We start from the raw sequence: 26,717 nt of genomic DNA, 5'->3' as shown, positions 1-26,717 counted from the left end.
TCGAAAATCATTCACCTATTAAAATCTTATCCCACTCTAAGTTGGGTGCGCCCACTACGATAAAGTTAGGGTTTTCTAACGTCTCGCGCTCATTATAGGTTAACGGTTGCAGCTCAGTATCCATCAGCTGCCCACCCGCTTCCTCGACGATAATTTGCGCGGCTCCCGTGTCCCACTCACCCGTTGGGCCAACTCGCACATAACAATCGGCTCGACCTTCGGCGACAAGACAACTCTTTAATGCTGCGCCGCCCATCACCACGAGCTCGCAATGTTTAGGGTGGTTGAACAGGGTCAATACAGATTGAGGATCCTGACGACGACTCACGGCCAATCTTAGGGAGACCTTTTCACGGTGCTCGATTTGGCGACTGCTGATCCGCACTTCCTGTTTGTCCGTACGTTTGTATGCCCCTAAACCTGCAATCGCGTAATAACACACTTGCGTCATAGGCACATACACCACGCCCATTACAGGACGATTGTGCTCAACGAGTGCAATAATCACCGAAAAATCACCACTGCCAGCAATAAACTCACCCGTACCATCGAGTGGATCGACCAACCAATAGCGTTTCCAAGATTCACGCACGCTCAGCGGAATGTCGGCCGCCTCTTCAGATAACACTGGAATATCAGGCGTTAAAGCAGTTAATCGGTCACAAATGATCTTGTTCGCCGCTAAATCAGCGGAAGTGACAGGGGTATTGTCAGACTTCATTTCTCGCTCAAAATTACCTTTGAGATAAATGTCACGGATAGTTATCCCGGCATCGGTCGCAATCGCAATAACTTCGTCGATCAACTCTTCTGGCTTCATAACAACTCCAATCGCAAAGTTCGCGAATGTTTTGCAAGCGTTCCAGCTTTGAACGCTTAAAAGGAAAAAGATTATTTAAGTTGTATATACTTTTGCGCTAAAAACAACGCGCTCACACTACGGGATTCGGAAAAATCGACATCATCGAGCAAGGCCTCCCAATCGGCGAGCGCCCAAGGCACCACATCAATGGGCTCAGGCTCATCACCTTCAAGCCGACTCTCATACAGATCTTCTGCAAGAAAAATTTGCATCTTACTAGAGAAATAACCCGGAGCTAGGCTGAGTTCTTTCAATAGCGTGAGCTTATTCGCCCCAAAGCCAATTTCTTCCTGTAATTCACGGTTAGCAGCTTCTATTGCTGTCTCACCGGGATCGATCAAACCTTTTGGGAAACCGAGTTCGTAATTATCAGTTCCTGCAGCATATTCTCGTGCCAGTAGCATTTTCCCTTGATGAATAGGCACTATCATCACAGCGCCACGACTACCGCCTTTCATGCGCTCATATTGGCGCTCTACACCATTGGAGAACTTAAGATGCACTTGCTCAATTTGAAATAATCGGCTTTTCGCGACAACTTCGGTATGCAATATTTCCGGCTTATTCTGCCGCTGCGACATAACTGCCTCTGGATAAAAAAGCGATAAATTAAATAAGGTAAGTGACAATCTTACTATTCTGCCTTTAATCTACAACCTGAATTTATTGCATACACCTAAAGACAAGCTGTAAATTCTTTGCGAGATACATCACAAACCAAGCTCAGCCTAAGTGAACTGCATCAAAGTATGCCTAAAAAATTCTGTAGCTTATAAATAGTAAAAAGGGGCGAATGCCCCTTTTGATATGCTAACGCTTAAAATTGATAACGTAGATTGAGCTGGTAACTGAGGAAGTCATTCGGCTCGATATCCACATACTGATACCCCAAGCCAACTGACCAAGCGTCGCTCACTTGATAGCTAAACCGCACTCCGGCATACCAATCAGTGCCATCGAGTTCTGTGGTTAAACGGCTATTGCCCATAGTGCTACTGATATCCGCTTGCCATCGAAATAATCCGATAGGCACTTCAAAGCGCCAAGCATCATGCTGCAGTAAGGTTAAACGCAATCCCAACATTACGCCATCGGCCAATACGGGGGTCACGGCTTTTACCTGCTCATGGTATTGCGCCGGAGTAAGACTCGCGCCCTCAATCCGCGCACTTCCATCACCAAAGTCAGCATAGCCTAATTCGATTGCCACCATGGGAGTCCATTGATAACCCACACTTAAGCCAAACGCGGCATCTTTGTCATCAACCGATGTCACTACGCCAGCGGCTGCCTGTGGCTGTAAATCTCGTCTGCTGCTATCAACCTGAGCTTGCCCGACAAAGCCCTCGACATACCAGTTATCAGCCCCATTCGCTTGACTGACTGTGCCTGCGAGCAACACAGCCCCCAAGACCGCTTTATGTAATTCACGGCGGCGGATTAAACCCGCCGTAATAATCAATCCTAATGCCCACAAGGACATGCTACCTCCTCCCGATTTGTTATCAATCACCACTTCTTGATAGGCCTTAACGGTAATGAACACTTGCCCTGTTGCCTCACCGCCCAACCCATCGCTAATCCCATAGCTCACAGTATCAACACCATCGAATCCCGCTTTAGGGATATAACGCAGCTTGTTCGACTCCACTGACACAGCCCCTTGCTGCGCGGTAGCGCTGACTAAAGTTAAAACATTACCGTCTGGATCACTGTCGTTACTCAGCACATCGAGTAGCAAGCTCGTTCTATCGTCGGTTGCGGCGCTGTCGTTGACTGCCGTTGGTGCGGTATTGCCACTCACTACCACAGTCAACTCACTACTCGCAGTGCCACCTTTTCCATCGGTAATGCTATACACCAGCACATCCGTACCGATGAAATCGGTTGCTGGCGTGTAACTTAGCTGCTGATTGTCCAAGATGACGGCGGTGCCGAACTCGCTGGTCACTTGCGTGACCGTCAGCGTATCACCATCGCTATCGGTATCATTGGCGAGCACATCAATATCGAGACTCTGATTCCAAGGTAAAGAGGCGGCATCTGGATTAGCCACTGGTAAATGGTTGCCATTGAGTATCACGGACACGCCACTTGGATCGACGATAGTACGGTTAGCGACGCCATCGTCATCGTTTGGACCGCCATCCTCTAGGGTTAACTGCACACACCAATGACCTTCAGTTAATCCCGCCGTCCAACGACTGTCTCCTGGTGGAGGACAGAAACCTCGCTCACCTTCACTACTGGCGACACTATTGCGCGTATCAATCACAAAATCCTTCCAACCATTTTGGGCTTGATACTTACGATATACCGCATTGGCAGGAACTGGCGAACGTTGTGGTATCACTAGACTGTAACTCTGCCCTTGTTGTGGCAATCCCGTCGCGATGAAGTCAAAAATACCGCCGACATTAGCCGCTATGCTGTCTTCTGGGACAAGATCAGGTAATAGTTGAATACCACTTTGCTCTTGCATCAGTGCAATATTACCTAAGCGTAAGCACACACCAGCCTGCCCCTCAGCCAAGAAGTACACAGGCTGTAATTCACCTTCGGGCATAATGTTACAGTCGTTAATCGCATCCAAGTAATCAGGAATACCGTCATCATCTGAATCGGTAAAGCCTTCTTGAACATCTGGGATCAAATCACCGTCTGTGTCTGCGCCTGTCAATATAGGTAGGCTTGAACGTACAACAATGTAGACTCGTTCTGTGGTTGACAGCGCTGGCAAACCATTATCAGTAACCGTCACACTCACAGGGTAAATGCCCGGCAGGACAGAGACTGGAGAGAAGAACATGCCCGCATCATCGGATTGTAAGTTCAGCGAACCGCTTGCCCATGTTGACGTTAAGCTATCCTGCATATTGGCGTCACTGATATCAGCATTAATGCGTACATCACCGCCATTTTGCGCCACGATAAATTGGTGCGCTCCCGCTTGAGTAACATCCAACGTCACCTTAGGCGCAATATTCGCTTCGGTGATCAACACCTGAGTTTGCTGCTTACTGCCCAAGTTCAAGCTAGGGTCTAGACTAATCAGCACATCCTCATCCCCTTCGACCTCACCATCTTCAAAGGTGCTAAAGCGGATCTCAGCTTGTTGACCCGATGTCACCTCGACCACCCCATCAACCAAATCATGATCACTGCTACCTGCAGAGCCTGAAACGGTATAAGGCACCGAAAGGGGATATACGGGTGCGACGCCATTAAGGTGCACACTCACCACCACCTCATTGCCCTCACCCACAAGCTGATCTTTACTCAAGGAAATCAGTGGATGTACTTTCACTTTTTGAGCCTTGATCGCCTTATTACCATCGCGATCTACAGCTTGCCAGTAAGCTAAGTAGCTGCCTGGTGCGAAGAACAGACTCTTATTCACCAGAGAAACTGGCAATGGATGGCCATTACGATCGACTGCTTTCGCGAAACCAAGCTTAACGCGAGTAAATAGCCCCGTTGCATTCACATCGACATCGTCTGGCAAAGTGATCACTGGCTGATTTGCCGACTCAGCGCCTTCAATCAGTACATTCACTTTGGCACTTGCACGCCCCTTGTTACCATCACTGATGGTATAGCGAAGCGCCACAGGCCCGACATACGCTTCAGGCGCAGTAAAGCTCAAGCCATCACTGGTGATTTGCACACTGCCGATATCCGCAGCCGCACCATCAATCGTTAAGGTATCACCATCGACATCAACATCGTTCGCGAGCACCGCAAGCGCATAATTATCGTTGGCGGTACTTGTTAATGTGTAGTCGTCATCAACCGCCTGCGGATCATCATTCACTGGCGTGACGTTAATCGTGACAGTTACAGGCTCTGAACTCAGCTCGGCATCCTTAGCAATAAAGCTAAACACGTCTGTTCCATTGAAATCCTTCTCAGGGGTATATAACCAAACAGTGCCATGTTGCTCTAAGGTGCCGGAATCTGGCTGACTCACCACTTCATAGGTAAGCGGGTCGTTATCCACATCCTCCGCCGTAAGGATGATAGTCACCGAACCATCTTCCTCTAACGTCACAGTCGAACTTGTCGCTACAGGTGCATCATTGACGTTGGTCACGGTAATGCTGAAGCTTTGCTCTGCTGTTAAGCCGTCCGTGTCCGTCACTCGCAGTAACACGACATGGCTGCCCACATCGGCATTGCTGGGTGTGCCACTTAGCACGCCAGTGGCAGCATTGAAGCTCAACCAACTCGGTTTGGTCACCGCGCTGAATGTCAGTACATCGCCCACATCGGTATCACTCGCCGCAAAGGTGTAGCTGTACGCCGCATCTTGAGTGGCGGCAGTGATGGCCGTTGAACTGATGGTCGGTGCGTCATTGACGTTAGTCACGGTAATGCTGAAGCTTTGCTCTGCCGTTAAGCCATCCGTGTCCGTCACTCGCAGTAACACGACATGGCTGCCCACATCGGCATTGCCTGGCGTGCCACTTAACACGCCAGTGGCAGCATTGAAGCTCAACCAACTTGGTTTGGTCACGGCGCTGAATGTCAGTACATCGCCCACATCAGTATCTGCGGCCGCGAAGGTGTAGCTATAAGCCGCATCCTGAGTGGCGGCAGTGATGGCCGTTGAACTGATGGTCGGTGCGTCATTGACGTTGGTCACGGTAATGCTAAAGGACTGGTCAGCGGTTAAGCCATCCGTGTCCGTTACTCGCAGTAACACGGCATGGCTGCCCACATCATCATTGCCTGGCGTGCCACTTAACAGTCCAGTGGCAGCATTGAAGCTCAACCAACTCGGTTTGGTCACGGCGCTTAAGGTTAAGGTGTCACCCACATCAGTATCCGCAGCCGCAAAGGTGTAGCTATAAGCCGCATCCTGAGTGGCGGCAGTGATGGCCGTTGAACTGATAGTCGGTGCGTCATTGACGTTGGTCACTGTAATGCTGAAGGACTGGTCAGCGGTTAAGCCATCCGTGTCGGTGACTTTCAGTGTCACCGCATGACTGCCCACATCGGCATTGCTTGGCGTACCACTTAACAATCCAGTAGCCGCATTGAAGCTCAACCAACTCGGTTTGGTCACGGCGCTGAATGTCAGTACATCGCCCACATCAGTATCTGCGGCCGCGAAGGTGTAGCTATAAGCCGCATCCTGAGTGGCGGCAGTGATGGCCGTTGAACTGATGGTCGGTGCGTCATTGACGTTGGTCACCGTGATGCTGAAGCTTTGCTCTGCCGTTAAGCCGTCCGTGTCGGTGACTTTCAGTGTCACCGCATGACTGCCCACATCGGCATTGCTTGGCGTGCCACTTAACACGCCTGAAGTCGTATTGAAGCTCAACCAACTCGGTTTGGTCACCGCGCTTAAGGTTAAGGTGTCGCCCACATCGGTATCACTCGCCGCAAAGGTGTAGCTGTATGCCGCATCTTGAGTGGCGGCAGTGATGGCCGTTGAACTGATGGTCGGCGCATCGTTGACGTTGGTGACCGTGATGCTGAAGCTTTGCTCTGCCGTTAAGCCATCCGTGTCCGTCACTCGCAGTAACACGACATGGCTGCCCACATCGGCATTGCCTGGCGTGCCACTTAGCACGCCAGTGGTAGCATTGAAGCTCAACCAACTTGGTTTGGTCACCGCGCTGAATGTCAGCACATCACCCACATCAGTATCTGCGGCCGCGAAGGTGTAGCTGTACGCCGCATCCTGAGTGGCGGCAGTGATGGCCGTTGAACTGATGGTCGGTGCATCGTTGACGTTGGTCACTGTTATACTGAAGCTTTGCTCTGCCGTTAAGCCGTCCGTGTCGGTGACTTTCAGTGTCACCGCATGGCTGCCCACATCGGCATTGCCTGGCGTGCCACTTAGCACGCCAGTGGTAGCATTGAAGCTCAACCAACTTGGTTTGGTCACCGCGCTGAATGTCAGCACATCACCCACATCAGTATCTGCGGCCGCGAAGGTGTAGCTGTACGCCGCATCCTGAGTGGCGGCAGTGATGGCCGTTGAACTGATGGTCGGTGCATCATTGACGTTAGTGACCGTGATGCTGAAGCTTTGCTCTGCCGTTAAGCCATCCGTGTCCGTCACTCGCAGTAACACGACATGGCTGCCCACATCGGCATTGCTGGGCGTGCCACTTAGCACGCCAGTGGCAGCATTGAAGCTCAACCAACTTGGTTTGGTCACGGCGCTGAATGTCAGTACATCGCCCACATCAGTATCTGCGGCCGCGAAGGTGTAGCTATAAGCCGCATCCTGAGTGGCGGCAGTGATGGCCGTTGAACTGATAGTCGGTGCGTCATTGACGTTGGTCACTGTAATGCTGAAGGACTGGTCAGCGGTTAAGCCATCCGTGTCGGTCACTCGCAGTAACACGACATGGCTGCCCACATCGGCATTGCCTGGCGTGCCACTTAGCACGCCAGTGGTAGCATTGAAGCTCAACCAACTTGGTTTGGTCACCGCGCTGAATGTCAGCACATCACCCACATCAGTATCTGCGGCCGCGAAGGTGTAGCTGTACGCCGCATCCTGAGTGGCGGCAGTGATGGCCGTTGAACTGATGGTCGGTGCATCATTGACGTTAGTGACCGTGATGCTGAAGCTTTGCTCTGCCGTTAAGCCATCCGTGTCCGTCACTCGCAGTAACACGACATGGCTGCCCACATCGGCATTGCTGGGCGTGCCACTTAGCACGCCAGTGGCAGCATTGAAGCTCAACCAACTTGGTTTGGTCACGGCGCTGAATGTCAGTACATCGCCCACATCAGTATCTGCGGCCGCGAAGGTGTAGCTATAAGCCGCATCCTGAGTGGCGGCAGTGATGGCCGTTGAACTGATAGTCGGTGCGTCATTGACGTTGGTCACTGTTATACTGAAGCTTTGCTCTGCCGTTAAGCCGTCCGTGTCGGTGACTTTCAGTGTCACCGCATGGCTGCCCACATCGGCATTGCTTGGCGTGCCACTTAACACGCCCGTAGCCGCATTGAAACTCAACCAGCTTGGTTTAGTCACCGCGCTCAATGTCAGTACATCGCCCACATCAGTATCTGCGGCCGCGAAGGTGTAGCTATAAGCCGCATCCTGAGTGGCGGCAGTGATGGCCGTTGAACTGATAGTCGGTGCGTCATTGACGTTGGTCACTGTAATGCTGAAGGACTGGTCAGCGGTTAAGCCATCCGTGTCCGTTACGCGCAGTAACACGACATGGCTGCCCACATCGGCATTGCCTGGCGTGCCACTTAACACGCCTGAAGTCGTATTGAAGCTCAACCAACTTGGTTTGGTCACGGCGCTGAATGTCAGTACATCGCCCACATCAGTATCTGCGGCCGCGAAGGTGTAGCTATAAGCCGCATCCTGAGTGGCGGCAGTGATGGCCGTTGAACTGATGGTCGGTGCGTCATTGACGTTGGTCACCGTGATGCTGAAGCTTTGCTCTGCCGTTAAGCCGTCCGTGTCGGTGACTTTCAGTGTCACCGCATGACTGCCCACATCGGCATTGCTTGGCGTACCACTTAACAATCCAGTAGCCGCATTGAAGCTCAACCAACTCGGTTTGGTCACGGCGCTCAATGTCAGCACATCGCCCACATCGGTATCACTCGCCGCAAAGTTGTAGCTGTACGCGGTATCTTGAGTGGCAGATGTGATGGCCGTTGAACTGATGATCGGTGCGTCATTGACGTTAGTGACCGTGATGCTGAAACTTTGGTCAGCAGTTAAGCCGTCCGTGTCGGTGACTTTCAGTGTCACCGCATGGCTGCCCACATCGGCATTGCTTGGCGTGCCACTTAACACGCCTGAAGTCGTATTGAAACTCAACCAACTCGGTTTGGTCACCGTGCTGAATGTCAGTACATCACCCACATCAGTATCTGCGGCCGCGAAGGTGTAGCTGTACGCCGCATCCTGAGTGGCGGCAGTGATGGCCGTTGAACTGATGGTCGGTGCATCATTGACGTTGGTCACGGTAATGCTGAAGCTTTGCTCTGCCGTTAAGCCATCTGTGTCTGTCACTCGCAGTAACACGACATGGCTGCCCACATCGGCATTGCTGGGCGTGCCACTTAACAGTCCAGTGGCCGCATTGAAGCTCAACCAGCTTGGTTTAGTCACCGCGCTGAATGTCAGCACATCGCCCACATCAGTATCTGCGGCCGCGAAGGTGTAGCTGTACGCCACATCTTGAGTGGCGGCAGTGATGGCCGTTGAACTGATGGTCGGTGCGTCATTGACGTTAGTGACCGTGATGCTGAAACTTTGGTCAGCAGTTAAGCCGTCCGTGTCTGTCACTCGCAGTAACACGGCATGGCTGCCTACATCGGCATTGCCTGGCGTGCCACTTAACAATCCAGTGGCAGCATTGAAGCTCAACCAGCTCGGTTTAGTTACCGCGCTTAAGGTTAAGGTGTCGCCCACATCAGTATCTGCAGCCGCGAAGTTGTAGCTGTACGCTGCATCTTGAGTGGCTGCAGTGATGGCCGTTGAACTGATGGTCGGTGCATCGTTGACGTTGGTCACGGTAATGCTGAAGCTTTGCTCTGCCGTTAAGCCATCTGTGTCAGTCACTCGCAGTAACACGACATGGCTGCCCACATCGGCATTGCTGGGTGTGCCACTTAGCACGCCTGAAGTCGTATTGAAGCTCAACCAACTCGGTTTGGTCACCGCGCTGAATGTCAGTACATCGCCCACATCGGTATCACTCGCCGCAAAGGTGTAGCTGTACGCCGCATCTTGAGTGGCGGCAGTGATGGCTGTTGAACTGATGGTCGGCGCATCGTTGATGTTCACTACACTTAAATTAAATGCGGGTAAACTCGCAGACAAAGCACCATCAGAAACACTGATAATAATCCCGCTAGTTACACCAACATCCTGATTAGAGGGAGTACCTGACAGCGTTCCTGTTGTTGTGTTAAATGTCGCCCATGCAGGTTTATTAGCAATACTAAAGCTAAGTACATCTCCCACAGAGTCAGACGCTGTAGGCGTAAACTGATACGACACATCTTGATTAACACTTAAGGTCGGCGTACCACTAATGACTGGGGCGCCATTTGGCGTTACCGAGTTACTCGCCACTGACGCACTACTGCTGCCAATCGCGTTCGTTGCTACGACACTAAAGGTATAAGGACTACCGTTTGCAAGCCCAGTGACTGTAATAGGGGAAGCTGCCCCCGAAGCGTGGAAACCACCTGGGCTTGAGGTCACTGTGTACCCCGTGATTGACGAACCACCATTGAATATCGGAGCGGTAAAACTCACACTCGCTTGGCTATCAGCTGCACTAGCCGCTCCTATGGTTGGCACGCCAGGAACGACAGCATTCACAGTGAATGAGCGACTCACCTGAGCCGCAGCTAAGTAACTGCCATCTCCCGCTTGATTCGCATCAATGGTACAGGTGCCAGTGCTACCGAACGTTAAGGCGCCACCAGCGGTAATAGTACAAACTCCTGTAGTAGATGATGTAAAAGTCACTGTTAAGCCAGAGCTTGCTGACGCAATGAACGTCGGTGCGGTACCAAAACTTTGAGCACCAGGGTCTGCAAAAGTGATGGTTTGTATCGCTTTAGGCGTGGTAGAGCTAGTTGCAGTAGAAGCGGCTCCCGTCCCCACCGAGTTAGTAGCCGTGACGGTAAATGTATATGCTACACCATTAGTAAGACCAGTTACTGTCAGCGGTGAGCTAGCACTCGCCCCAGTGAAGCCACCGGGATTTGACGTTGCTGTATAACCAGTAATAGCTGCACCACCGGTAAAAATTGGCGCACTAAAGGTCACACTGGCTTGAGTATCGCCAGCAGTCGCACTCGCTGCAGTTGGCGCACCTGGTACAACCGCACTGATACTAAATGAGCGGCTGACAGTCGTCGCTGCCAAATAGCCGCTATCGCCCGCTTGATCGGCATTGATAGTGCAAGTACCCACGGAAACGAAGTTTAATAACCCGCCAGAAGAAATAGTACACACTCCTGTGGTTGATGAAGTAAAGGTCGGGGTTAATCCTGAGTCTGATGTCGCCGTCAAGGTTGGCGAGGTACCAAAATTCTGCGCCCCTGGATTGGCGAAGGTAATTGTCTGCGGTGATGCCGGTGTGACGGAATTAGATGCTGCTGATGCAGCACCTGTACCCGTCGAGTTAGTCGCGGTAACAGTGAAGGTATAAGCCACTCCATTGGTTAATCCTATCACCGAAATGGGTGAACCCACGCCCGTACCGGTAAAACCACTGGGGTTGGATGTAACTGTATAGCTAGTAACCGCAGCACCACCATTACTTGCGGACGCAGTAAAGCTAACCGATGCCTGGGCATTCCCTGCCGTTGCGGTGCCAATCGTAGGGGCACTTGGCACTACGGCATTCACCATAAAGGTTTGACTTACAGTGCTTGCAGCATTGGTACTCGCGTTACCACTCTGATCTGTATCGATAGTACAGGAACCCGTTGACAAAAAGGTCAGGGTTCCACTACTCGTAATCGTACAAACTGCTGGTGTCGATGAACTGAAACTGACAATTAACGATGAATCTGATGTTGCAGTTAACGTCGGACTAGTGCCGAAATTTTGCGCCCCCGGATTAGCAAAAGTAATTGTCTGGTTAACTTTGGGTATTACTGAATTTGAAGCACCTGATGCAGAGCTTGTTCCAATGGTGTTAGTTGCCGTCACAGTAAAGGTGTAAGCCGTACCATTTGTTAGGCCAGTTACCGTTATCGGAGAAGTTGTAAATCCATTACCACCAGCACTAATGCCATCAGGGGTAGATGTTACTGTATAACCCGTTATGGCAGCGCCGCCATTATTTGCAGGTGCGCTAAAAGCCACAGAGGCTTGCCCAATACCTGCCGTTGCAGCGCCAATAGTAGGAGCATCTGGGGCTGTCGGGATAGCCACAGTATGAGTTGAGCCGCTGGTATAGGCTGCAGGGCCAGCGTTACCCGCTGCATCGCTGATATTGGTCGATGCATTCAGGTTGAGTTTGATAGTGCCAATACCCGTAATACCGCTCACTGTCACATTCACGCTGGAGCCTGAACTCGCGGAGACGCTGACTATAGTGGCAGTCGCGCCACCGGTAGTACCCAAGGCAAAATCATCGATAGAAATATTGTTGACTGATTCGTTGAAGTTAACGGTGAAATCAACACTGGTATCTGTTGATACTGCACCACCCGAAGGTGCGGTGTTCGTCACAGAGGGCACAACGCCGTCCACTACCAGCGCTTTATTATTGCCCAGTGAATTAGCTGCGCCAGGCGAAGCCAATGTGAGGGTCGCATTGTTAGTAGCGGCATCGCGGATGGTTCCGCTATTCAATGCCAAGGAGTTAGTGGCGACATAATCTAGGTCACTGGACGTATCGCCGGACTGAATGGTGTAGTTGAATGTCAGCGTACTGGAACCACTACCACTTGCGTAGTCAATCGTTCTATCCGTTGTACCCGTATCCAGCGTTAGTTGCGGGGTACCAGTGACGCTCACCACTTCGCTAAAGTTAACTTGGATACTAATGATATCGCCCAGTTTGTAAGTACCGTCCGCGGTGCTGGCATTAACAGATGAAACCGTCGGGGCCACGCCATCGATGACGATATTTCTATTCGCCCCCAAAGAGTTTGCTGCACCGGGAGAAGGCAAGGTCAAGGTGGCGTTGTTACTTGCCGCGTCGCGAATAGTGCCACTATTTAGCATCAATGAATTGGTAGCAACATAATCTAAATCGGCCGAAGTATCGCCAGACTGAACGGTGTAATTGAATGTTAACGTACTGGAGTTACTACCGCTGGCGTAGTTAATGGTGCGATCAGTGGTGCCTGTTTCAAGTGTGAGTTGAGGTGTGCCAGTAACCAATACTGCTTCATCAAAGTTAACCTCAACACTAATAACATCACCGAATTTGTAAGTACCGTTTGCGGTGCTGGCGCTGATAGAACTTACCGCAGGGGCAACAGAATCGGTAACAAATGCACCCGTTGCGTTATACCCGATACCGCTGCTAGTACCTGTTAACATGGAGGAATTAGTCTGGCTATCGTTGACTGTCGTACCGCTGGCTTCATTCAGCTTCCAATAACCCAGCAGGCCGGATTCATTGCCTACCAACTCGATACTACGGTTATTTTGAATCTGCACTTGCGTGCGCGCACTACTCCACATACGTATATCATCGATACTACCGACGAAATCATCTACCGCTACGTGGTTCTGCAACCCAAACACAAGATTGGTCACTCCAAATCCCGTATAATTAGGAACGCTACTACGGGCGCCTTGATCTAAAACGTTTATTCCCTGTCCGACGCCATCAACATAAAAATCCCAAGTTCCATTATCAAATACAACTGCAATGTGATACCAGGTTCCTGCGCTTAACGACAACACATTACTTTCTGTCAGGTTATGAAAATCCTGCTCAAGATCGACAGTTAGTATACCTGAGTTCAATATGAGGCCACCGGCATCGGCACCGCCAGTGAAATCCACTAAATTGATGGTCCCACTGACGTTAGTAAATTTGGCCCAAAACTCCAGTGTAAATGTTGTTCGATTAGATAGTGCAGATCCCGCATTTGTCAGCGTTACGGTATCGCCAGTTGTAAAGTCAAAAGAACGGTTTTGTGCACTAGCATGGAGGGAGGTCATCGCAAAAAAACTGCCTACAATGAACATTTTCAAATAAGAATGACAGAATCTAGTCATAATATGCTTAAAAGCATGAATCATTTTGTAAGCATGTTGCAGCATGACACATCCCCTAAATTAGCTTGTTTTAAATACAAGTAGCGCACAATCCTTGCGCGCATTTGCACTTACAGATTTAAACCATATTGTTTCAGATTTAATTACGAGAAGGGAAAAGGCCCTCAAGAGCAATAATGAAATTCACAACTTGGTAAGGTTGTACGATATGCACTGGCATATTATTACCGGCAATACCAGTATTTCCATTTACGTTAACCGTTGTGGTGGCAGTCGCAGGCGACAGTGTGGTGTCTGGTGCAGTAGTGCTAAAAGCATTAAGAGCAGTTAGCCCACTAACCACTTTGGCGGGTACCGTGGCTGGCCCTGGAATAGCGGTATTACCGTTAGCGGAGGAAGCTCCCAATGCAACGCTCGTATTTCCGGTTCCATTTAGTGCCACGGAATGAACATGCGCGGGTAATTCATTGGCAGTCAATGTCACATTTTCAGTCCCACCCGTTTGTCCCAGGTTATATTGACTCATGCCAGGGCTTTGGCCTTGATGCACAGGCACACGCCCTTGCAGGTTAGGCAGTGCAAAAGTCGTTTGGCCATTGCCACCATATGTGGTGCCTAGAATTGCAAAAAGCGCAGAGTTTTGCGAGACGGACAATAATTGCCCATTACAAAAGGCCCAACCACGGGGAGCGAAATTACCAGCGAACATGGAAATTTGACCGATAAATGGATCAGACATTGTTTTTCTCCTTAAAATCACGATTTTGTCTATTTAACGTTTTTCAACGAAATGATTACTCACGACATTTAATCGACAGCGAGTTCCTTTTGCTGATTACAACATCATCCACATCACACGATGAGAGGACTATCTAGATAACTTAAATCAAAAACAAAACAAATTGATTACAATTAAACATACATTAAAAATCAATAAACACAATTGTACAAAAATAAATCAGTGTAAATTATCACTCTCCACTTAACGCCATAGCATAGATTCATAGGCGCCAGAGTAACTTTCGGGCTTAAACCCATGCTTTAGATAAAGCTTTTTAGCTTGAGTATTTTCACTCTCCACAGATAAACCGACAGGTAAATGGCGTTTCATCGCTTCTTGCTTAATGGCCGCTAAAATGGCCGAACCAAAACCGCGTCCCCGCATACTTGGTATGATAATAAAATCAACAAGATGAATCCTATACTCACTGATATCGAGCATCACTTTTCCTACGGCTTGCTGGTGATAAAACAAGATATAAGTGTTGGCATTTGGATATTGTTCCCGATAAGAGGCTTGCTGTAGTCGGTATTGTTGCTCCAGCATGATTTCAACGACTTCACTAGGTAAACCAAGTTCATAAAAAAGCGTTTTTGTAGAATAAAAAAGCTGTGCCATAAATGGGTCGTCATTTGTATTAGCAGCTTTAACACTCAAGCCTATTGGTAGATTTAACTCACCTCGCATCATGCCTTTTTATCCCAATATAAACGCTGCAAAAGTTGGTTATAGGTGATTAATAATTGCTGCCACGATGGGTTTTGACATTCACGGATTGGGACGGGCTCATTTGGCACAACAGGTGTAAATAGTTGCCCTTGCTGCTTCGCATCAAAACGCCAATGGTGTTGCCAGCGCTCAATCTCACCTTCAGATAGTGGCCATCCTAAGATGGTAGAGAATGTTGTGGGTTTAAAATCTTTTAATTGATGATAATCCAGTAGAATAACTCGAGAAAATTGATGTAAAGCGACAGATAATTGCGCTAAATACTGTAAAACGGTGGTGCGAAATTCATCTAAACTAGGCTCAGTATCCGTATTTTCCATCTGTTGAGTTTGCAGTTCAGTTGGAAGTAAACTTTGCCCTCCAGCCATATGTCTCCCAGCAACTCTTTGATGAGAATCAATAATATCCTTAGGATTGCGTATCAAGCATAACACTCGGCTCTTAGGGTAAAGTTCGAGCAACATCGACCAGCAAGCCAGATCCCATGCATTCCACTTGATCACTAACTCACGCTCGCCTAATCTCAATCGCCCCTGTAGCCGCAAGCATAAATCGACGAGCTGAGGCTTTAGTGCCAAAGGCCAATGGTCATCATGCATAACATCGCTGCAGAGCATTGATTCAGAGAGCACTCGGCAAGTTTCGAGCAGGGCAAAGCTACTCGAAACTAGCGTCGAACCACAACGGGACCAGTGAAAAATCATCAAACTTGGATTTACGATAGGCAAACTTTCCCGTTGGGATAATAGGGGTTCGAGCAAGGTTTTAGGTTGGATAAAACTGGCGAGTAAACAACGACGAGCATCACTGATATCGTCCTCTAGGAAAGGCTTGGATAACTTATGAAGTGCGGGAACCCAACTGACCGTTTTATGTTGTGAGTGATAACGACAAGGGAACCAGGCTTGGCTGAAGCGATCTAAATCTGGAATAAAGGTTTCTTGCTGCAAAGCAATGAATGCGAGCATGTGTTCCAAACTAAGCTCAGGCCAAGCAAGAAAATCAGCCATCAGCACGATAAAATGCTCCACATCATTCGCTCGATGCAGTAAAAACAATGACTCTGGTTGATGTAACAATTGCCAATAGCGTTGCTCCTGTTCTTTAAAATCAACCATTAGCAAGCCATAGGATAAAAGTTAATGTATTGCACCATTCGCGGTAACGTCCCACGATTAGGACTGGCGCCGTGGGGCAAGGCATGGTGCCAAATGATTAAATCACCTGCATTTGCGGCTATGGGTTTAATAGGCCACTTGCTCCAATCCTGTTGCTGAAGCTCGATATCCGTCTTGTTTTGCTTTTTGTTTTGTTCGAGAAGCCATTCTTCTATCTTGAGATGAAATCCGGGAACACAACAAAATGCGCCTTGGTCAACACTGGTATCGGTTAAATAAATTAACCCTTGAGTGCCAAAGTCAACGGGTAGCTGCAGTGGCATATCCCAGTGCATATCTGGCCCGGGAAAACGCCAAGTGGGTGTTTCAGGTGGATTAAAGCTGACTCTGTCGGTTGTCATGACTAAATCGGTTCGCTGCCATAGCTGTTCAAACACTTGACGGATTTTGGGGACTTGTCGATTCGCGTCCAGTTGCGGATGGCGAAACAGTTGCAGCATTATTTTCTGCATAAACGCATGAGCTTGATACCAAGTGGCGGGATCTTGTTCATTTGCCCCTAACTGCTGCCAAATAAAATCTCGAGTTGCGGCGCATTGCTCCGCCGTGAGTACTTGCGGAATCACTAGGTAACCTTCACTACGCCAAAAATTGAGTTGTGACTCGCTGAGTACTACCGCCGGATTTGAGACTTCAACCTCTATTGAATTTAAATCTTCGACTTCTGGCATTGTGAGCGATAGCGTTAATCCATTAAAGATAGAGCGCAATTGCTGATTTATATTGGCAATATCCGCGGTAGTCAGCTTGGCTGTTTGCTGAATAAAAGCGACAAAAGCTGACTGATGAACGTTTTGATATAAAGCCCTCAGACCCGGCTCTAGCCCTATTCCACAAAGATCCAGCAAGGTTTTATCTAAGTGCCATTCATTTGCCAGTTCAGTGAATGACTCTCCCCGTTTGCGTAGCTGTATCTTTTGCCAAAGCCGCTGCAAATGGTAAATGCCTAAGCAGCTCAGATCGTCACTCGACACCAGCACAGGCTTTTGCTCTATGACATCAAACACAAAATCGGGATGAGTACCTTGCTCATACCGAAAACTGAGAGTTGAAAGAGGCTTAAGCCAATGCTCGCGTCGATATCGAGGTAAGGTGAGTTGAGATTGGTTTGCGCTCAGCTTGGAATGACCATAGACTTGAATGGAAGTCGTGAACTTAAGCGTTACCGCACTCGGGCTGAAATCGGGGAGCAGTAAAGTACCAGCCAAGAAGCTACGGTCTCCACTGGCAAGTAAGCGCGCAGTTTGCAGGTTGAGTGCAAACAAAGGTCCTAAATAATGCGTCTCCACAAAATCCTGCACAGTACGACACTCAAGCCAAGCGTCTAACTCAATATTTTGCGGGATGAGCACACCATCATCTGCAAGATACGCCTGTAAGTGGCTGAATATCTGGACTTGAGGCTCCTGTTGCAGCAGATGCTTCATGGTTTCAGAGACTATCATTTCGAACTTTACTGCAGCTTCTGGTTGCCAAACTGTGGCGTCGGCGCAGACATACGTTGCCACACGATCTGCTAAATCAAAGTGTTCAATAAGCTTGGTGACTTTATCTAACGAGGCAGGGTGAATGTCGAGCAAGGAGACTTGAATCTGACTTGCAGAAAACAGCGGCAGCAGAGGTAATAACAACCAGGCAAAAGGTCCTGTACCCGCATACAAAATCTGTATTGGCCGTTGCGGATTTAGCGCCAACTTATCCTGTATAGCCTGATAAATGCTCTGAATAAACACTCGCCCACGCTCAGGATCTTCAGCACACTGCGCCGCAGTAGTGAGCGACACAGCCTTACCAAAAGGTGTCATACTCGCCTCGGTATCCAAAAAATACTCGGGGTGAAGCTCAATTTTCGTCATAGCGCATAATTGTGCCAGCATGGGATCGATAAGCCGTTTAGCCTCCCCTGCCGAAGAGGCCTGTAATAGCGCGTTGGCGAAGTGAATTAACGCTTTAATATCTGCACTTTGTCCTGATTCAACCCCTGAACTTTGCGGCATAGACCAACTCCCTTAGCCAAGTATTCACTTCACAATCAATCACTAGGTTGATGCGTGCATCCTGTCCTTTATTCTCGACCCAATGGACTTGATCGGCATTGATATACCAAAGCTCCCCAGCCTGCATGGGTACACGTTTCTCATCCACATAAAAATTTAACGCATCATTCGTTTGCAGTGGTAAATGCAGTCTTGCCTCACCTTGCTCTAGGCAGAGCCCTTGATCTCTATGTGGTTTGATTTCAGCCCCCGCATGTAAGCGCATCAAACGCACAGATTTCACTGGGCAGGTTAGGGATTGCAGAAAACGGCATAATGTAGGGCTCGATTCGAGACGAGGCAGATCATTCCAGTGAGCCTGTGTAGAGATTGAGAAGGCTTGCAAGATAGGATGTGCTGTTTGATACTCGGCGGCGCAGCGCAAAGGCAACACATCCCAACCGCCCTGATCCCCTTGACGATAATCACGCTGATTTACGTGGGGTAGCCAGTCTTGCAGCAGCAAAGCATTCAGCTCTTGCTGTAAACTAAGGGAGTTTGGAACTTGAGCTAATAGGGCAAAAGAACAGATATCCATATCCAACCGCTTAATTTTCAGACTAAAAATAATTAGTCATCCAAGACTAGCACAAAGATATGAGCATACAAGTTGCGTGAATAATCATAATGACAGCCTTTGAAAATCACCCTGCTCACGCGTCAATCGCAGGCGTTGTTCATCATGCAAAGAATAGGAAATACCCAATGTTTAACTGGAAGACTATCGATACGGTTCTGCTCGACATGGACGGCACGCTATTGGATTTGCACTTCGATAATCATTTTTGGCTGAGTTTAGTGCCACTGGAATTAAGCAAACGACGGGGGCTGAGCAGCGACGAAGCGCAGCAGTTAGTCGTAAATGCCTATGAGAAAGTCGTCGGCACACTCGATTGGTACTGCCTCGATTATTGGCAGGAGCAGCTACAACTCGACATTATGGGTTTACATCGCACTTTGGTCGATCGCATTCAGCTGCGCCAAGACAGTATGCCGTTTTTAGCGGCCTTAGCCGCTGCGGGTAAACAGCGCATTCTGGTGACCAATGCCCACCCTAAGAGTCTCGCCCTAAAGCTTGAACATACCGAACTAGCAACAGGGCTCGATGCCATGATCTCCAGCCACGAAACAGGTTACCCCAAGGAGCATCCGCAATTTTGGCTCACCTTATTTGAAAAGTTTCAACTTGAGCCAAGTCGCTGTCTCTTTATCGATGATAGCGAACCCATACTCAAGGCCGCTAAACTTGCCGGCGTAGGCCATCAATTGGGGATTGCTAACCCAGACAGTAAAAAGCCAGTCAAAGTCTTTCAAGATTTCCCCGCGATTACCGACTATCACTCGCTACTCAATGATCTAACACGATAAAAAGACAATAAAAAAGGCACCTAAGGTGCCTTCGTTTTCATCATAATGCAGATCTATCATCGCGCGCTGAAACAGCACTATAACCCAGGAATACGACCCTGATATACCACAGGGAAATAACCGTCGCTGCCGCGTTTACCTAGCATACCCAGTGACTTACGCATATCTTCTGGTTGCTCAGCCGTTTCTTTAATCTTAGCTGCTACTTTGACCATATTGCCTTCATCTAACTGCAAGGTGCCGACGATGCCGAGCTGGTTTTTGGCTTCATCTGTGGCTAATTGCGCTTTGCCGTCTACGCAACTCAGGCCGAGTTCGATATTGCCTAGTGGATAGTTGCCAAACTGGTTTTTAACATTGGTTTGATTCAAAAACAGCTTACCAGATAACTGCTCGCACCAAGGTTTACCTTGCTCTAACGTCTCGACTAATAGGCTAACTTCACCGGATATTTCGGTTTTAAAGGGCAGTTTTGCATTGCCGAGTAAAAAGCTATCTGGCGCTTCGAAACGTAAACCCTGCGCACTTAAGCCGCCCATGGACCAAGAGACTAATCCCTTAGCGCTAACCGGCGTTGCGCGGCTGCCCACTTGAAAATCAACTTTCACTTTACCTAACCACAAGGCCCAAGGGCTGAGATCCCAACGCACTTGTTCTAACTGGCGTTGCGGCATACTTAAGGTTTCTATGCTGCCAGACCAAATACTGCCGCTCACACCCGAAACACTGATATTTGCAGGTAATGGCGCTAACGCTATCGCAATCTTAGCGGGAAATAGAACGACTAAAAATACTAAATAAATCAGTACGCCTATGATGACTTTTTTTATCAAACTCACAGCTACACCTTAATTTATTGCGACAGTTGGATACGTCTAACTTTGACATAGCCAGGGGCATCGGCCTCTGCCAAATCAACACTTTCGAGTGAAAGTCCTTTTTTCTGCACTAACTCACTCAAATAACCTAACAAGGCATCAAAAGGAACATCGTCCATCCACACTTGGATCTTATCGCCTTGAGGCTGCATGCGAGTAATCACTAACCCATAATTGCCCGCAGTTTGGTTAACCACTGAGCTTAAACTGCCCGACATAGTCGGTTTAGTACCGTTCTGCTTCAAACTCGCAATTTTATTCGCCGTTTGTTTTACATGGTTCAACGTCTGTTGCTGCACAGTGAAGTTACGTAATGCATCGGCTTCGGCAGTGGCGATTGGCGTCCAAACACCCCAATAAAAAATACCTATGACTAAGAATACCGAACCAAAACCGACTAACTGCTGCTCGCGCGATGCGAGCCCTTGCCACCAAGTCCGCAAATTATCCATCTTATTTGCTCCTCAAGGTTAAGGTACTGGTGACTTGATCTTCACCGCTATTCATAGTACCGCCATCGAGTTGGAAACGACGACCAACGATCTCTTTAAACTTCTCGATCTGCGCGTAATTTTTCGCACTCACTTGCATACGGATCTCGTTACGCGCACTTTCGAATCTTAAGCTATTAGGTTTAAGTTCAGGTACTTGCTTAAAGGCATCCTGCAAACCATCGAGCATGGCAAAAAACTCGGCACCACTGCCCTGTCCCTGCAAAGATCGCAGTTCTATATCTATTTGCTGTCGTAAAATACTACTTTGCGGCGTACTGCCTGGTATCACTTGCTTATAAATATCCGCACTCTGTGCCGTCAATTCCGCAGTTTGCGCATTGACTTGATGTATGGTCAGCCCTTTATTCACTAAAGCCAGCACGCACGCGATGGCGATAACGATGGCAGCACTCTTCCACATCATCAACTGTTTGCTGTATTCGCGCTTAGGCGTGTAAACGCCGCCCAGTAAGTTAACTGGCGCATGCACAATACCGCGGGCTAACACTAGCATAGGCAGCTCGAGTGATTGTGGCTTAAGCTCAACACCTTCGAGTTGCATGTCGGTATAACTGGCGACAGACACTTCGCCCTGTGCGGGCCTAAGTTGTTCCAGCGCAATCGGTAACCAAGGCAAAGGTAAACTCTGGCCCGTGGCTAATCCGGTACGCAGTAATAGTTCATTACCAAAATTCATTGCCGCCCATTGGCACTCTTGCAATGGTAAGGCTAAGCAGTCGGGTACGATGCGCTTCACTTTTAAACCCGCCTCGGTCAAACAGTTCAGCCAAGTCTGCATTTGCTCATGGGCCACGGCCACCACGCTTAAGGCATCGCCATCACGCGGGCCGACGGTAAAATGCATGGCATCGACGTCCTCGGCTAAGGCTTCTTCGAGCATAAAGGGCAAGGCTTTCAAGGCTTGGCGTTGGCCTTTTTCGGGCAAATGCACGCTAGTGAGTGTCATTGCCGCGGCGGGCACTAACACATCGACGGGACGATTACCCGCACGCTCAGTTAAGGTCGACAAACCTTGGGCATTGGCGAGCTCGCCAGAGGCGATAATTTCCTGTTCTTGCTCAGACCAAACGAGCCAAGAGCATGCTTGCTCTGCTGTTCTGCCTAAGCGAATAAATAGCCGTTCACTCACAGTTTTTCTCCACCAGTCCCAGTCAAGAAAGCGTGACTGAGCTCGTTGCTATTATTTTTGTCCACCAGATTCTGCCGGGTGAGCACTTCCATTACTTCTGGCCACCAACATCAAACCCTGCCGGGTGAGCACTGCCATTATTTTTGTCCACCAAACTGACGGGTGAGCACTTCCATTTTGTTGCCGCCGCCCTTTTTGAGCACGCTTTCCATTCTAAATACGGCGTTATCGACTTTCGCCCCCGAGGCCAACAGAAAATATTGGCTATCGATGACAAAACTCGACTTCATGGCACCTTCCCACTTGATCGAGCCCATAGATGAGCTTTCATAAAAATCTTCGATTTTGGCAAAGCCATCGCCGGGGCGTTGGTTGATAATGCTTTCAGCTTCGCCGACCGAAATCTGATTATCGAGCATGCCAGCTAACAGCGCCGCTTGCTCAACTTCCACAGTATTGACGTTAAGCAATTGCCTATCATTGCCTGGGATCACACAAACATAGGGCAAGAGTTTCAAATAGATATCTTGGGTGTATCCCATCACCGCCCGCAACTCACTGCGATGATTCATCAGCGTATTGGCCGCACGGTAAGGCACATTTCGCGCTTCATATTCTGCATCTTCGGCGCCGTAGGGGCTGGCCGTCATGTCTTCGTCGATATAATCTTTTAAGGTCTGAGTCAGGCGATCCGCACTAAAGTCGTCCATCCCTAAACTCACCAATAAAGCCTTATATTGCTTCGCCGCCAAGGGCAGCTTAGGTTGACCGTTTTCCACCTCTTTCGTGGTCGCGGACAAGGCATTTAAGTTGAAACAGGCACGCATATCGGTGATCTTGCCCGCAATTTCACCGTATTCAGCTGGAAACACCACATCGGCCATGGCCCAATATTGTTGCCTGTGGACTCGACCTTCAGAGTCATCTAAATCTTGTTTTAAAATCTTCTTCGCCAATTCTTCGGCGGAAATCGCATACCAATAAGCTTGATCGTACTGGGCCAAGTTTAAGGTTCGGCGCATAGATAACTGATTACGGCCAGTGATGTTTGTCGCGATGATCACCACCATAGCCACAATCAAGAGCACGACGATCAGTGCAACGCCGCGCTGTTTAGACCGAGATTGGGTTCTCATTCGCGGCCCTCTGCGTCTGGATCGCCGTCTCCGGAATCGCCAGAATCTGGGTCACCGGAACCATTGCCGGTTCCATTGCCGTCGTCGTTTTTATCTTTGTTAGCATCGTCTGGATTTTCGTCTTTATTATCATCATCCTTAGACTTTTCAGGTGCTGCAGCACCTAGCGGCAGCAAGAACTTACGTTGGATCTTGCCTAAGCCTTCAATCTCAATCTCCATGGCGATCGCTTTAGGCAACTTAGTCGCCTCGACTTTGCGCTCCCATTTGTCATCCATAAAGAAGGAATATTCCACCGACAATACTTTATCTATGACCACTGTCTTAATCGGCTCGGCACCAAATTCAGGCTCAGGATAAGGAAAATACCAACGCTCCAGTCGCCCTTCGTGCACCACATACGCCACAGACTGTAAGCTGCCCCGCGGTAATAAACCGTCGGGATTTAACCAACCTAAACGGTAAAATACTAAGGCTTCTGATTCCGAGTCTAAGATATCATTGCCCGTTTGGAAGACAGTCGAACCTCGACCCCCTTCGAGTAATCTGGGTGTACGCGCCACCATTTGGGCGAGATCACGCTCAATCGCACCAAAGCCTTGCTGCAGGGCTTTAAGCCGAGTAGAGAAAGTGCGCGTCACTTCATCGTTAGTCAGCACAGTGCTGAGCACGGCATTAGAGGCCAAACCTATCATGGCGAAAATCGCGATGGCGATCAGCATTTCTAGCAGGGTAAATCCCCGCTGCGCACTAGTCAGTTTTAAGGACATAACTGCTCACTTGTGCTGCAATACGCTGATATCGTTCGTCTTCACTCACGCTAATGCGGATCATACGAAAATTATCGTCCGTGGTTTTCACCACTTCTTTACGCCAATACCAATCCTTTCCTGCAAGTTCGACTTGGCCTTCTTTTTTACCGATTTCAGGAAACTGCGGCTCGAGTCTGGCATCGACCATCTGATTATCGGCCACCCACTGTGCCAAAGTACGCGATTCCAGAATTGGCATGTTGGCCATCTGTTCGCCCAAACTTTTAGTGATCGACACGGCCGCAATCGAAAACACGGCAAGGGCCACAATCACTTCGAGTAACGTCATGCCCTTAGCGCGTTTCATCGGGACGCCCTATGGTTAATCTGCCCAGCGCATCACCGACCACTAACGCTTCGACCTGCTGACCTTTGTCAGTTTTGGTGATAAACGTCAGCTCAAAAGCGCTCATTTCGCCGCTCGGGAATAGCATGACCTGTGGCTCAGGATGCTTCTTCTTGTCATCGGCAGAAGGCTCAATCAGTGGTTCTTCAAACCAAGAATCGTCTTCTTCATCGTCTTGTACCAAAGGCAAACCATCGAGCACTAAGTTCATCACGACACCCGGCTCCATCTGCTTTTCAGACAAGAGCCTGTCTTTATCCAAAGGCTCCCACTTACCGTCTTTATAAAAAACAAACTGATAACTGGTTTTCTCAATCACAATACCAATAAATTGGCCACTCAAAACGGTCTCATCGAGCACCATTTCAGTGGCAGCGATAAACTGCCGCGCCGTTCTATCTAGGGCCTGTTGTGGGCCCGAATTGCCGATAGACATAGTCACAGCCGCTGCCGTGAGTCCCATCAACAAGATCACTAGCATCACCTCCATTAAGGTGAAACCAGCGTGGCGCAGCTTTAGCATCTTATTGGAAATTCTGTAAATTCCAGTTACCGATGTCATCTTCGGTACCTGGTTGACCATCTGGGCCTGCTGTGAATATATCTAGCTTGCCGTTTTCGCCAGGGCTGAGCAGCAAGTACTTATTGCGCCATGGATCTTCTGGCAGACGTTTTACATAACCATCTTCACGGTAATTACGTGGCTCAGGCGAAATCGTTGGCTTTTGCACTAAGGCTTCTAAACCTTGCTCGGTCGTTGGGTAGATGCCGTTATCTAACTTGTACATATCTAAGGCATTTTCGAGTGCGACTATGTCAGATACCGCTTTTTGTTGGTCAGCTTTATCTTTGTTACCCATTAAGTTAGGCACCACCATAGAGGCTAAAATCCCTAAAATAACGATAACCACCATCACTTCGAGTAAGGTAAAACCTTGATGTTTCTTGTTCATTTGCATCGACTACTTCTCCTAAAAAATCCTATGCCAATCGACTTGGTCATAATCCATAAATTCAAAAATTAACCGCTAATCAAGTTATTCAAGGCTAAGATTGGCTGCAGAATCGCCATCACGATAAACAGCACCACACACGCCATACTCACCACCAGCATAGGTTCAAATACCCCTAACGCTATATTGACGTTGCCCTCGAATTCCCTGTCTTGGTTATCGGCGGCGCGTTCTAACATTTGCTCAAGCTGACCGCTCTTTTCGCCCGAGGCAATCATGTATAACATCATTGCCGGAAACAACTTAGTATTAGTCAGTGCCGCACCTAAGCTAGTTCCTTCACGCACCCGCGCAGTCGCATCATCCACTGCAGCCCGCACACGCACATTCTGCAATACTTCACTGGCGATACGCATACCGTCGAGCAAAGGCACAGAGCTTGCGGATAAGATACTTAAGGTCCGTGCAAAACGCGCCGTATTCAAGCCCTTACTCACGCGGCCCACAACCGGCATGCTCAATAAAAAATTGTCGTACTTCATTCGAAACGCAGGCGACTTTAACATGCGCCGAAAGAGCGCGAACAGCATCACGAGGGCGATAACGACAAACACACCGTAGTTTTGTACAAAGTCAGAGGCCGAAATCAAGAAGCGTGTCGAAGCCGGTAACTCGGCGCCCATGTGTTCAAACTGCCCAACGACTTTCGGCACCACCGCCGCCAGCAGGATGGAAATCACCCCAATAGCTACTGTGGTCAATACCGCAGGATAAATCATGGCTTGAGTCAGCTTAGATTTAAGCTGTTGGCGTCGCTCTGTGTAATCCGCCAGTCGATTGAGCACCACTTCTAAATGACCGGATTTTTCACCCGAAGCCACCATGGCACGATATAAATCATCGAAAATATGCGGAAATTCAGCCAAGGAGTCGGCCAGACTATAACCTTCCACCACCCGCGAACGTACCGCCATAATCATACTTGCAAGGCGATCTTTTTCGCATTGCTGACCAACGGCCTTGAGGGATTCTTCAATCGGTAAACCCGCGGCCACTAAGGTCGCGATTTGACGGGTGATCAAGGCTAATTCAGCGACCGAGATACCCCGTTTGAAAAACGCAAAGCTGCTGCTTTTGGCTTTGGCTTCTTTTTCAGAAACAGGCAGAATTTCTAAGGGCATCATGCGCTGATCGCGCAACTGGCTGCGGGCGTGTCTGGCGGTATCCGCCTCGATTACACCCTTAAGCTGCTTTCCCTTTGCATCCAATGCCTTATATTCAAATGCTGGCATAA

At 49.0% G+C, this 26,717-nt stretch carries 18 protein-coding genes; 1 reads left to right on the top strand and 17 read right to left on the bottom strand.

The features are described from left to right. Window positions 1-7: 7 nt before the first annotated feature. The 8 genes from cysQ to DYH48_RS22535 all read right to left on the bottom strand — a co-directional run bounded on the left by cysQ (window position 8) and on the right by DYH48_RS22535 (window position 18,824). On the bottom strand, window positions 8-820 hold the full coding sequence (cysQ, locus tag DYH48_RS22570) for a 3'(2'),5'-bisphosphate nucleotidase CysQ (RefSeq protein ID WP_006083628.1): 813 nt from the start codon (window positions 818-820) through the stop codon (window positions 8-10). A 71-nt stretch (window positions 821-891) separates the two neighbouring features. Next, complete coding sequence (gene nudE / locus DYH48_RS22565) at window positions 892-1,443, bottom strand: ADP compounds hydrolase NudE (protein ID WP_115336183.1); 552 nt, start codon at window positions 1,441-1,443, stop codon at window positions 892-894. Between the two features lie 236 nt (window positions 1,444-1,679). Then, window positions 1,680-13,607: a putative Ig domain-containing protein gene (locus DYH48_RS22560; protein WP_370452682.1), complete on the bottom strand. Its 11,928-nt coding sequence runs from the start codon at window positions 13,605-13,607 to the stop codon at window positions 1,680-1,682. 94 nt (window positions 13,608-13,701) lie between these two features. Then, window positions 13,702-14,301, bottom strand: coding sequence for a phage tail protein (locus DYH48_RS22555; RefSeq protein ID WP_115335991.1), 600 nt, complete (start codon window positions 14,299-14,301; stop codon window positions 13,702-13,704). A 243-nt stretch (window positions 14,302-14,544) separates the two neighbouring features. Further along, window positions 14,545-15,033 (bottom strand): GNAT family N-acetyltransferase, encoded by a 489-nt coding sequence (locus DYH48_RS22550; RefSeq protein WP_115335990.1) that lies wholly within the window; start codon window positions 15,031-15,033, stop codon window positions 14,545-14,547. After that, the gene (locus DYH48_RS22545) at window positions 15,030-16,190 is read right to left on the bottom strand and encodes a hypothetical protein (RefSeq protein WP_115335989.1); all 1,161 of its coding nucleotides are present in this window, start codon (window positions 16,188-16,190) and stop codon (window positions 15,030-15,032) included. The genes DYH48_RS22550 and DYH48_RS22545 overlap by 4 nt, the downstream gene beginning before the upstream one ends. After that, entirely contained in the window at window positions 16,190-18,247 is a 2,058-nt protein-coding gene (locus tag DYH48_RS22540; RefSeq protein WP_115335988.1) for a phytanoyl-CoA dioxygenase family protein, read from the bottom strand. The genes DYH48_RS22545 and DYH48_RS22540 overlap by 1 nt, the downstream gene beginning before the upstream one ends. Further along, the gene (locus tag DYH48_RS22535) at window positions 18,225-18,824 is read right to left on the bottom strand and encodes an aspartyl/asparaginyl beta-hydroxylase domain-containing protein (RefSeq protein ID WP_172481226.1); all 600 of its coding nucleotides are present in this window, start codon (window positions 18,822-18,824) and stop codon (window positions 18,225-18,227) included. Before DYH48_RS22535 ends, DYH48_RS22540 begins: the two co-directional genes overlap by 23 nt. Window positions 18,825-18,991: 167 nt before the next feature. Here DYH48_RS22535 and yrfG point away from each other — a divergent pair, with 167 nt between their 5' ends. Further along, on the top strand, window positions 18,992-19,654 hold the full coding sequence (yrfG, locus tag DYH48_RS22530; protein ID WP_115335986.1) for a GMP/IMP nucleotidase: 663 nt from the start codon (window positions 18,992-18,994) through the stop codon (window positions 19,652-19,654). A 77-nt stretch (window positions 19,655-19,731) separates the two neighbouring features. On the opposite strand, the gene DYH48_RS22525 is transcribed toward yrfG, so the two are convergent. The 9 genes from DYH48_RS22525 to gspF form a co-directional block, all read right to left on the bottom strand. Continuing rightward, window positions 19,732-20,493: a type II secretion system protein N gene (locus DYH48_RS22525; protein ID WP_115335985.1), complete on the bottom strand. Its 762-nt coding sequence runs from the start codon at window positions 20,491-20,493 to the stop codon at window positions 19,732-19,734. Between the two features lie 14 nt (window positions 20,494-20,507). Then, a complete protein-coding gene (locus tag DYH48_RS22520; RefSeq protein ID WP_011982096.1) occupies window positions 20,508-20,984 on the bottom strand; it encodes a type II secretion system protein M in 477 nt (158 codons plus the stop codon). Between the two features lies 1 nt (window position 20,985). Continuing rightward, window positions 20,986-22,176: a type II secretion system protein GspL gene (gene gspL / locus DYH48_RS22515; protein WP_115335984.1), complete on the bottom strand. Its 1,191-nt coding sequence runs from the start codon at window positions 22,174-22,176 to the stop codon at window positions 20,986-20,988. Between the two features lie 137 nt (window positions 22,177-22,313). Next, a complete protein-coding gene (gene gspK / locus DYH48_RS22510; protein ID WP_115335983.1) occupies window positions 22,314-23,312 on the bottom strand; it encodes a type II secretion system minor pseudopilin GspK in 999 nt (332 codons plus the stop codon). After that, window positions 23,309-24,082, bottom strand: a complete 774-nt coding sequence (gspJ, locus tag DYH48_RS22505) for a type II secretion system minor pseudopilin GspJ (protein WP_115335982.1) — start codon at window positions 24,080-24,082, stop codon at window positions 23,309-23,311. The genes gspK and gspJ overlap by 4 nt, the downstream gene beginning before the upstream one ends. Beyond that, window positions 24,063-24,431 carry a type II secretion system minor pseudopilin GspI gene (gene gspI / locus DYH48_RS22500; protein ID WP_006083643.1) on the bottom strand — a complete coding sequence of 123 codons (369 nt, stop codon included), beginning with the start codon at window positions 24,429-24,431 and terminating at the stop codon, window positions 24,063-24,065. The genes gspJ and gspI overlap by 20 nt, the downstream gene beginning before the upstream one ends. After that, a complete protein-coding gene (gene gspH / locus DYH48_RS22495) occupies window positions 24,418-24,993 on the bottom strand; it encodes a type II secretion system minor pseudopilin GspH (protein ID WP_115335981.1) in 576 nt (191 codons plus the stop codon). The genes gspI and gspH overlap by 14 nt, the downstream gene beginning before the upstream one ends. 1 nt (window position 24,994) lies before the next feature. Next, the gene (gene gspG / locus DYH48_RS22490) at window positions 24,995-25,429 is read right to left on the bottom strand and encodes a type II secretion system major pseudopilin GspG (RefSeq protein WP_006083645.1); all 435 of its coding nucleotides are present in this window, start codon (window positions 25,427-25,429) and stop codon (window positions 24,995-24,997) included. Window positions 25,430-25,491: 62 nt separating this feature from the next. Next, window positions 25,492-26,715 (bottom strand): type II secretion system inner membrane protein GspF, encoded by a 1,224-nt coding sequence (gene gspF, locus DYH48_RS22485; protein ID WP_115335980.1) that lies wholly within the window; start codon window positions 26,713-26,715, stop codon window positions 25,492-25,494. Window positions 26,716-26,717: the final 2 nt, after the last annotated feature.

The organism is Shewanella baltica (assembly GCF_900456975.1).
Classification (GTDB): domain Bacteria; phylum Pseudomonadota; class Gammaproteobacteria; order Enterobacterales; family Shewanellaceae; genus Shewanella; species Shewanella baltica.
The sequence above is the reverse complement of the archived record's forward strand: the minus strand, read 5'-3'. Positions and strand labels throughout refer to the sequence as shown.

Excerpts from the sequence above, each read along its gene's own strand:
- cysQ (WP_006083628.1), bottom strand. The coding sequence starts at position 820 with ATGAAGCCAGAAGAGTTGATCGACGAAGTTATTGCGATTGCGACCGAT.
- nudE (WP_115336183.1), bottom strand. The coding sequence starts at position 1,443 with ATGTCGCAGCGGCAGAATAAGCCGGAAATATTGCATACCGAAGTTGTC.
- DYH48_RS22560 (WP_370452682.1), bottom strand. The coding sequence starts at position 13,607 with ATGCTGCAACATGCTTACAAAATGATTCATGCTTTTAAGCATATTATG.
- DYH48_RS22555 (WP_115335991.1), bottom strand. The coding sequence starts at position 14,301 with ATGTCTGATCCATTTATCGGTCAAATTTCCATGTTCGCTGGTAATTTC.
- DYH48_RS22550 (WP_115335990.1), bottom strand. The coding sequence starts at position 15,033 with ATGATGCGAGGTGAGTTAAATCTACCAATAGGCTTGAGTGTTAAAGCT.
- DYH48_RS22545 (WP_115335989.1), bottom strand. The coding sequence starts at position 16,190 with ATGGTTGATTTTAAAGAACAGGAGCAACGCTATTGGCAATTGTTACAT.
- DYH48_RS22540 (WP_115335988.1), bottom strand. The coding sequence starts at position 18,247 with ATGCCGCAAAGTTCAGGGGTTGAATCAGGACAAAGTGCAGATATTAAA.
- DYH48_RS22535 (WP_172481226.1), bottom strand. The coding sequence starts at position 18,824 with ATGGATATCTGTTCTTTTGCCCTATTAGCTCAAGTTCCAAACTCCCTT.
- yrfG (WP_115335986.1), top strand. The coding sequence starts at position 18,992 with ATGTTTAACTGGAAGACTATCGATACGGTTCTGCTCGACATGGACGGC.
- DYH48_RS22520 (WP_011982096.1), bottom strand. The coding sequence starts at position 20,984 with ATGGATAATTTGCGGACTTGGTGGCAAGGGCTCGCATCGCGCGAGCAG.
- gspK (WP_115335983.1), bottom strand. The coding sequence starts at position 23,312 with ATGAGAACCCAATCTCGGTCTAAACAGCGCGGCGTTGCACTGATCGTC.
- gspJ (WP_115335982.1), bottom strand. The coding sequence starts at position 24,082 with ATGTCCTTAAAACTGACTAGTGCGCAGCGGGGATTTACCCTGCTAGAA.
- gspI (WP_006083643.1), bottom strand. The coding sequence starts at position 24,431 with ATGAAACGCGCTAAGGGCATGACGTTACTCGAAGTGATTGTGGCCCTT.
- gspH (WP_115335981.1), bottom strand. The coding sequence starts at position 24,993 with ATGCTAAAGCTGCGCCACGCTGGTTTCACCTTAATGGAGGTGATGCTA.
- gspG (WP_006083645.1), bottom strand. The coding sequence starts at position 25,429 with ATGCAAATGAACAAGAAACATCAAGGTTTTACCTTACTCGAAGTGATG.
- gspF (WP_115335980.1), bottom strand. The coding sequence starts at position 26,715 with ATGCCAGCATTTGAATATAAGGCATTGGATGCAAAGGGAAAGCAGCTT.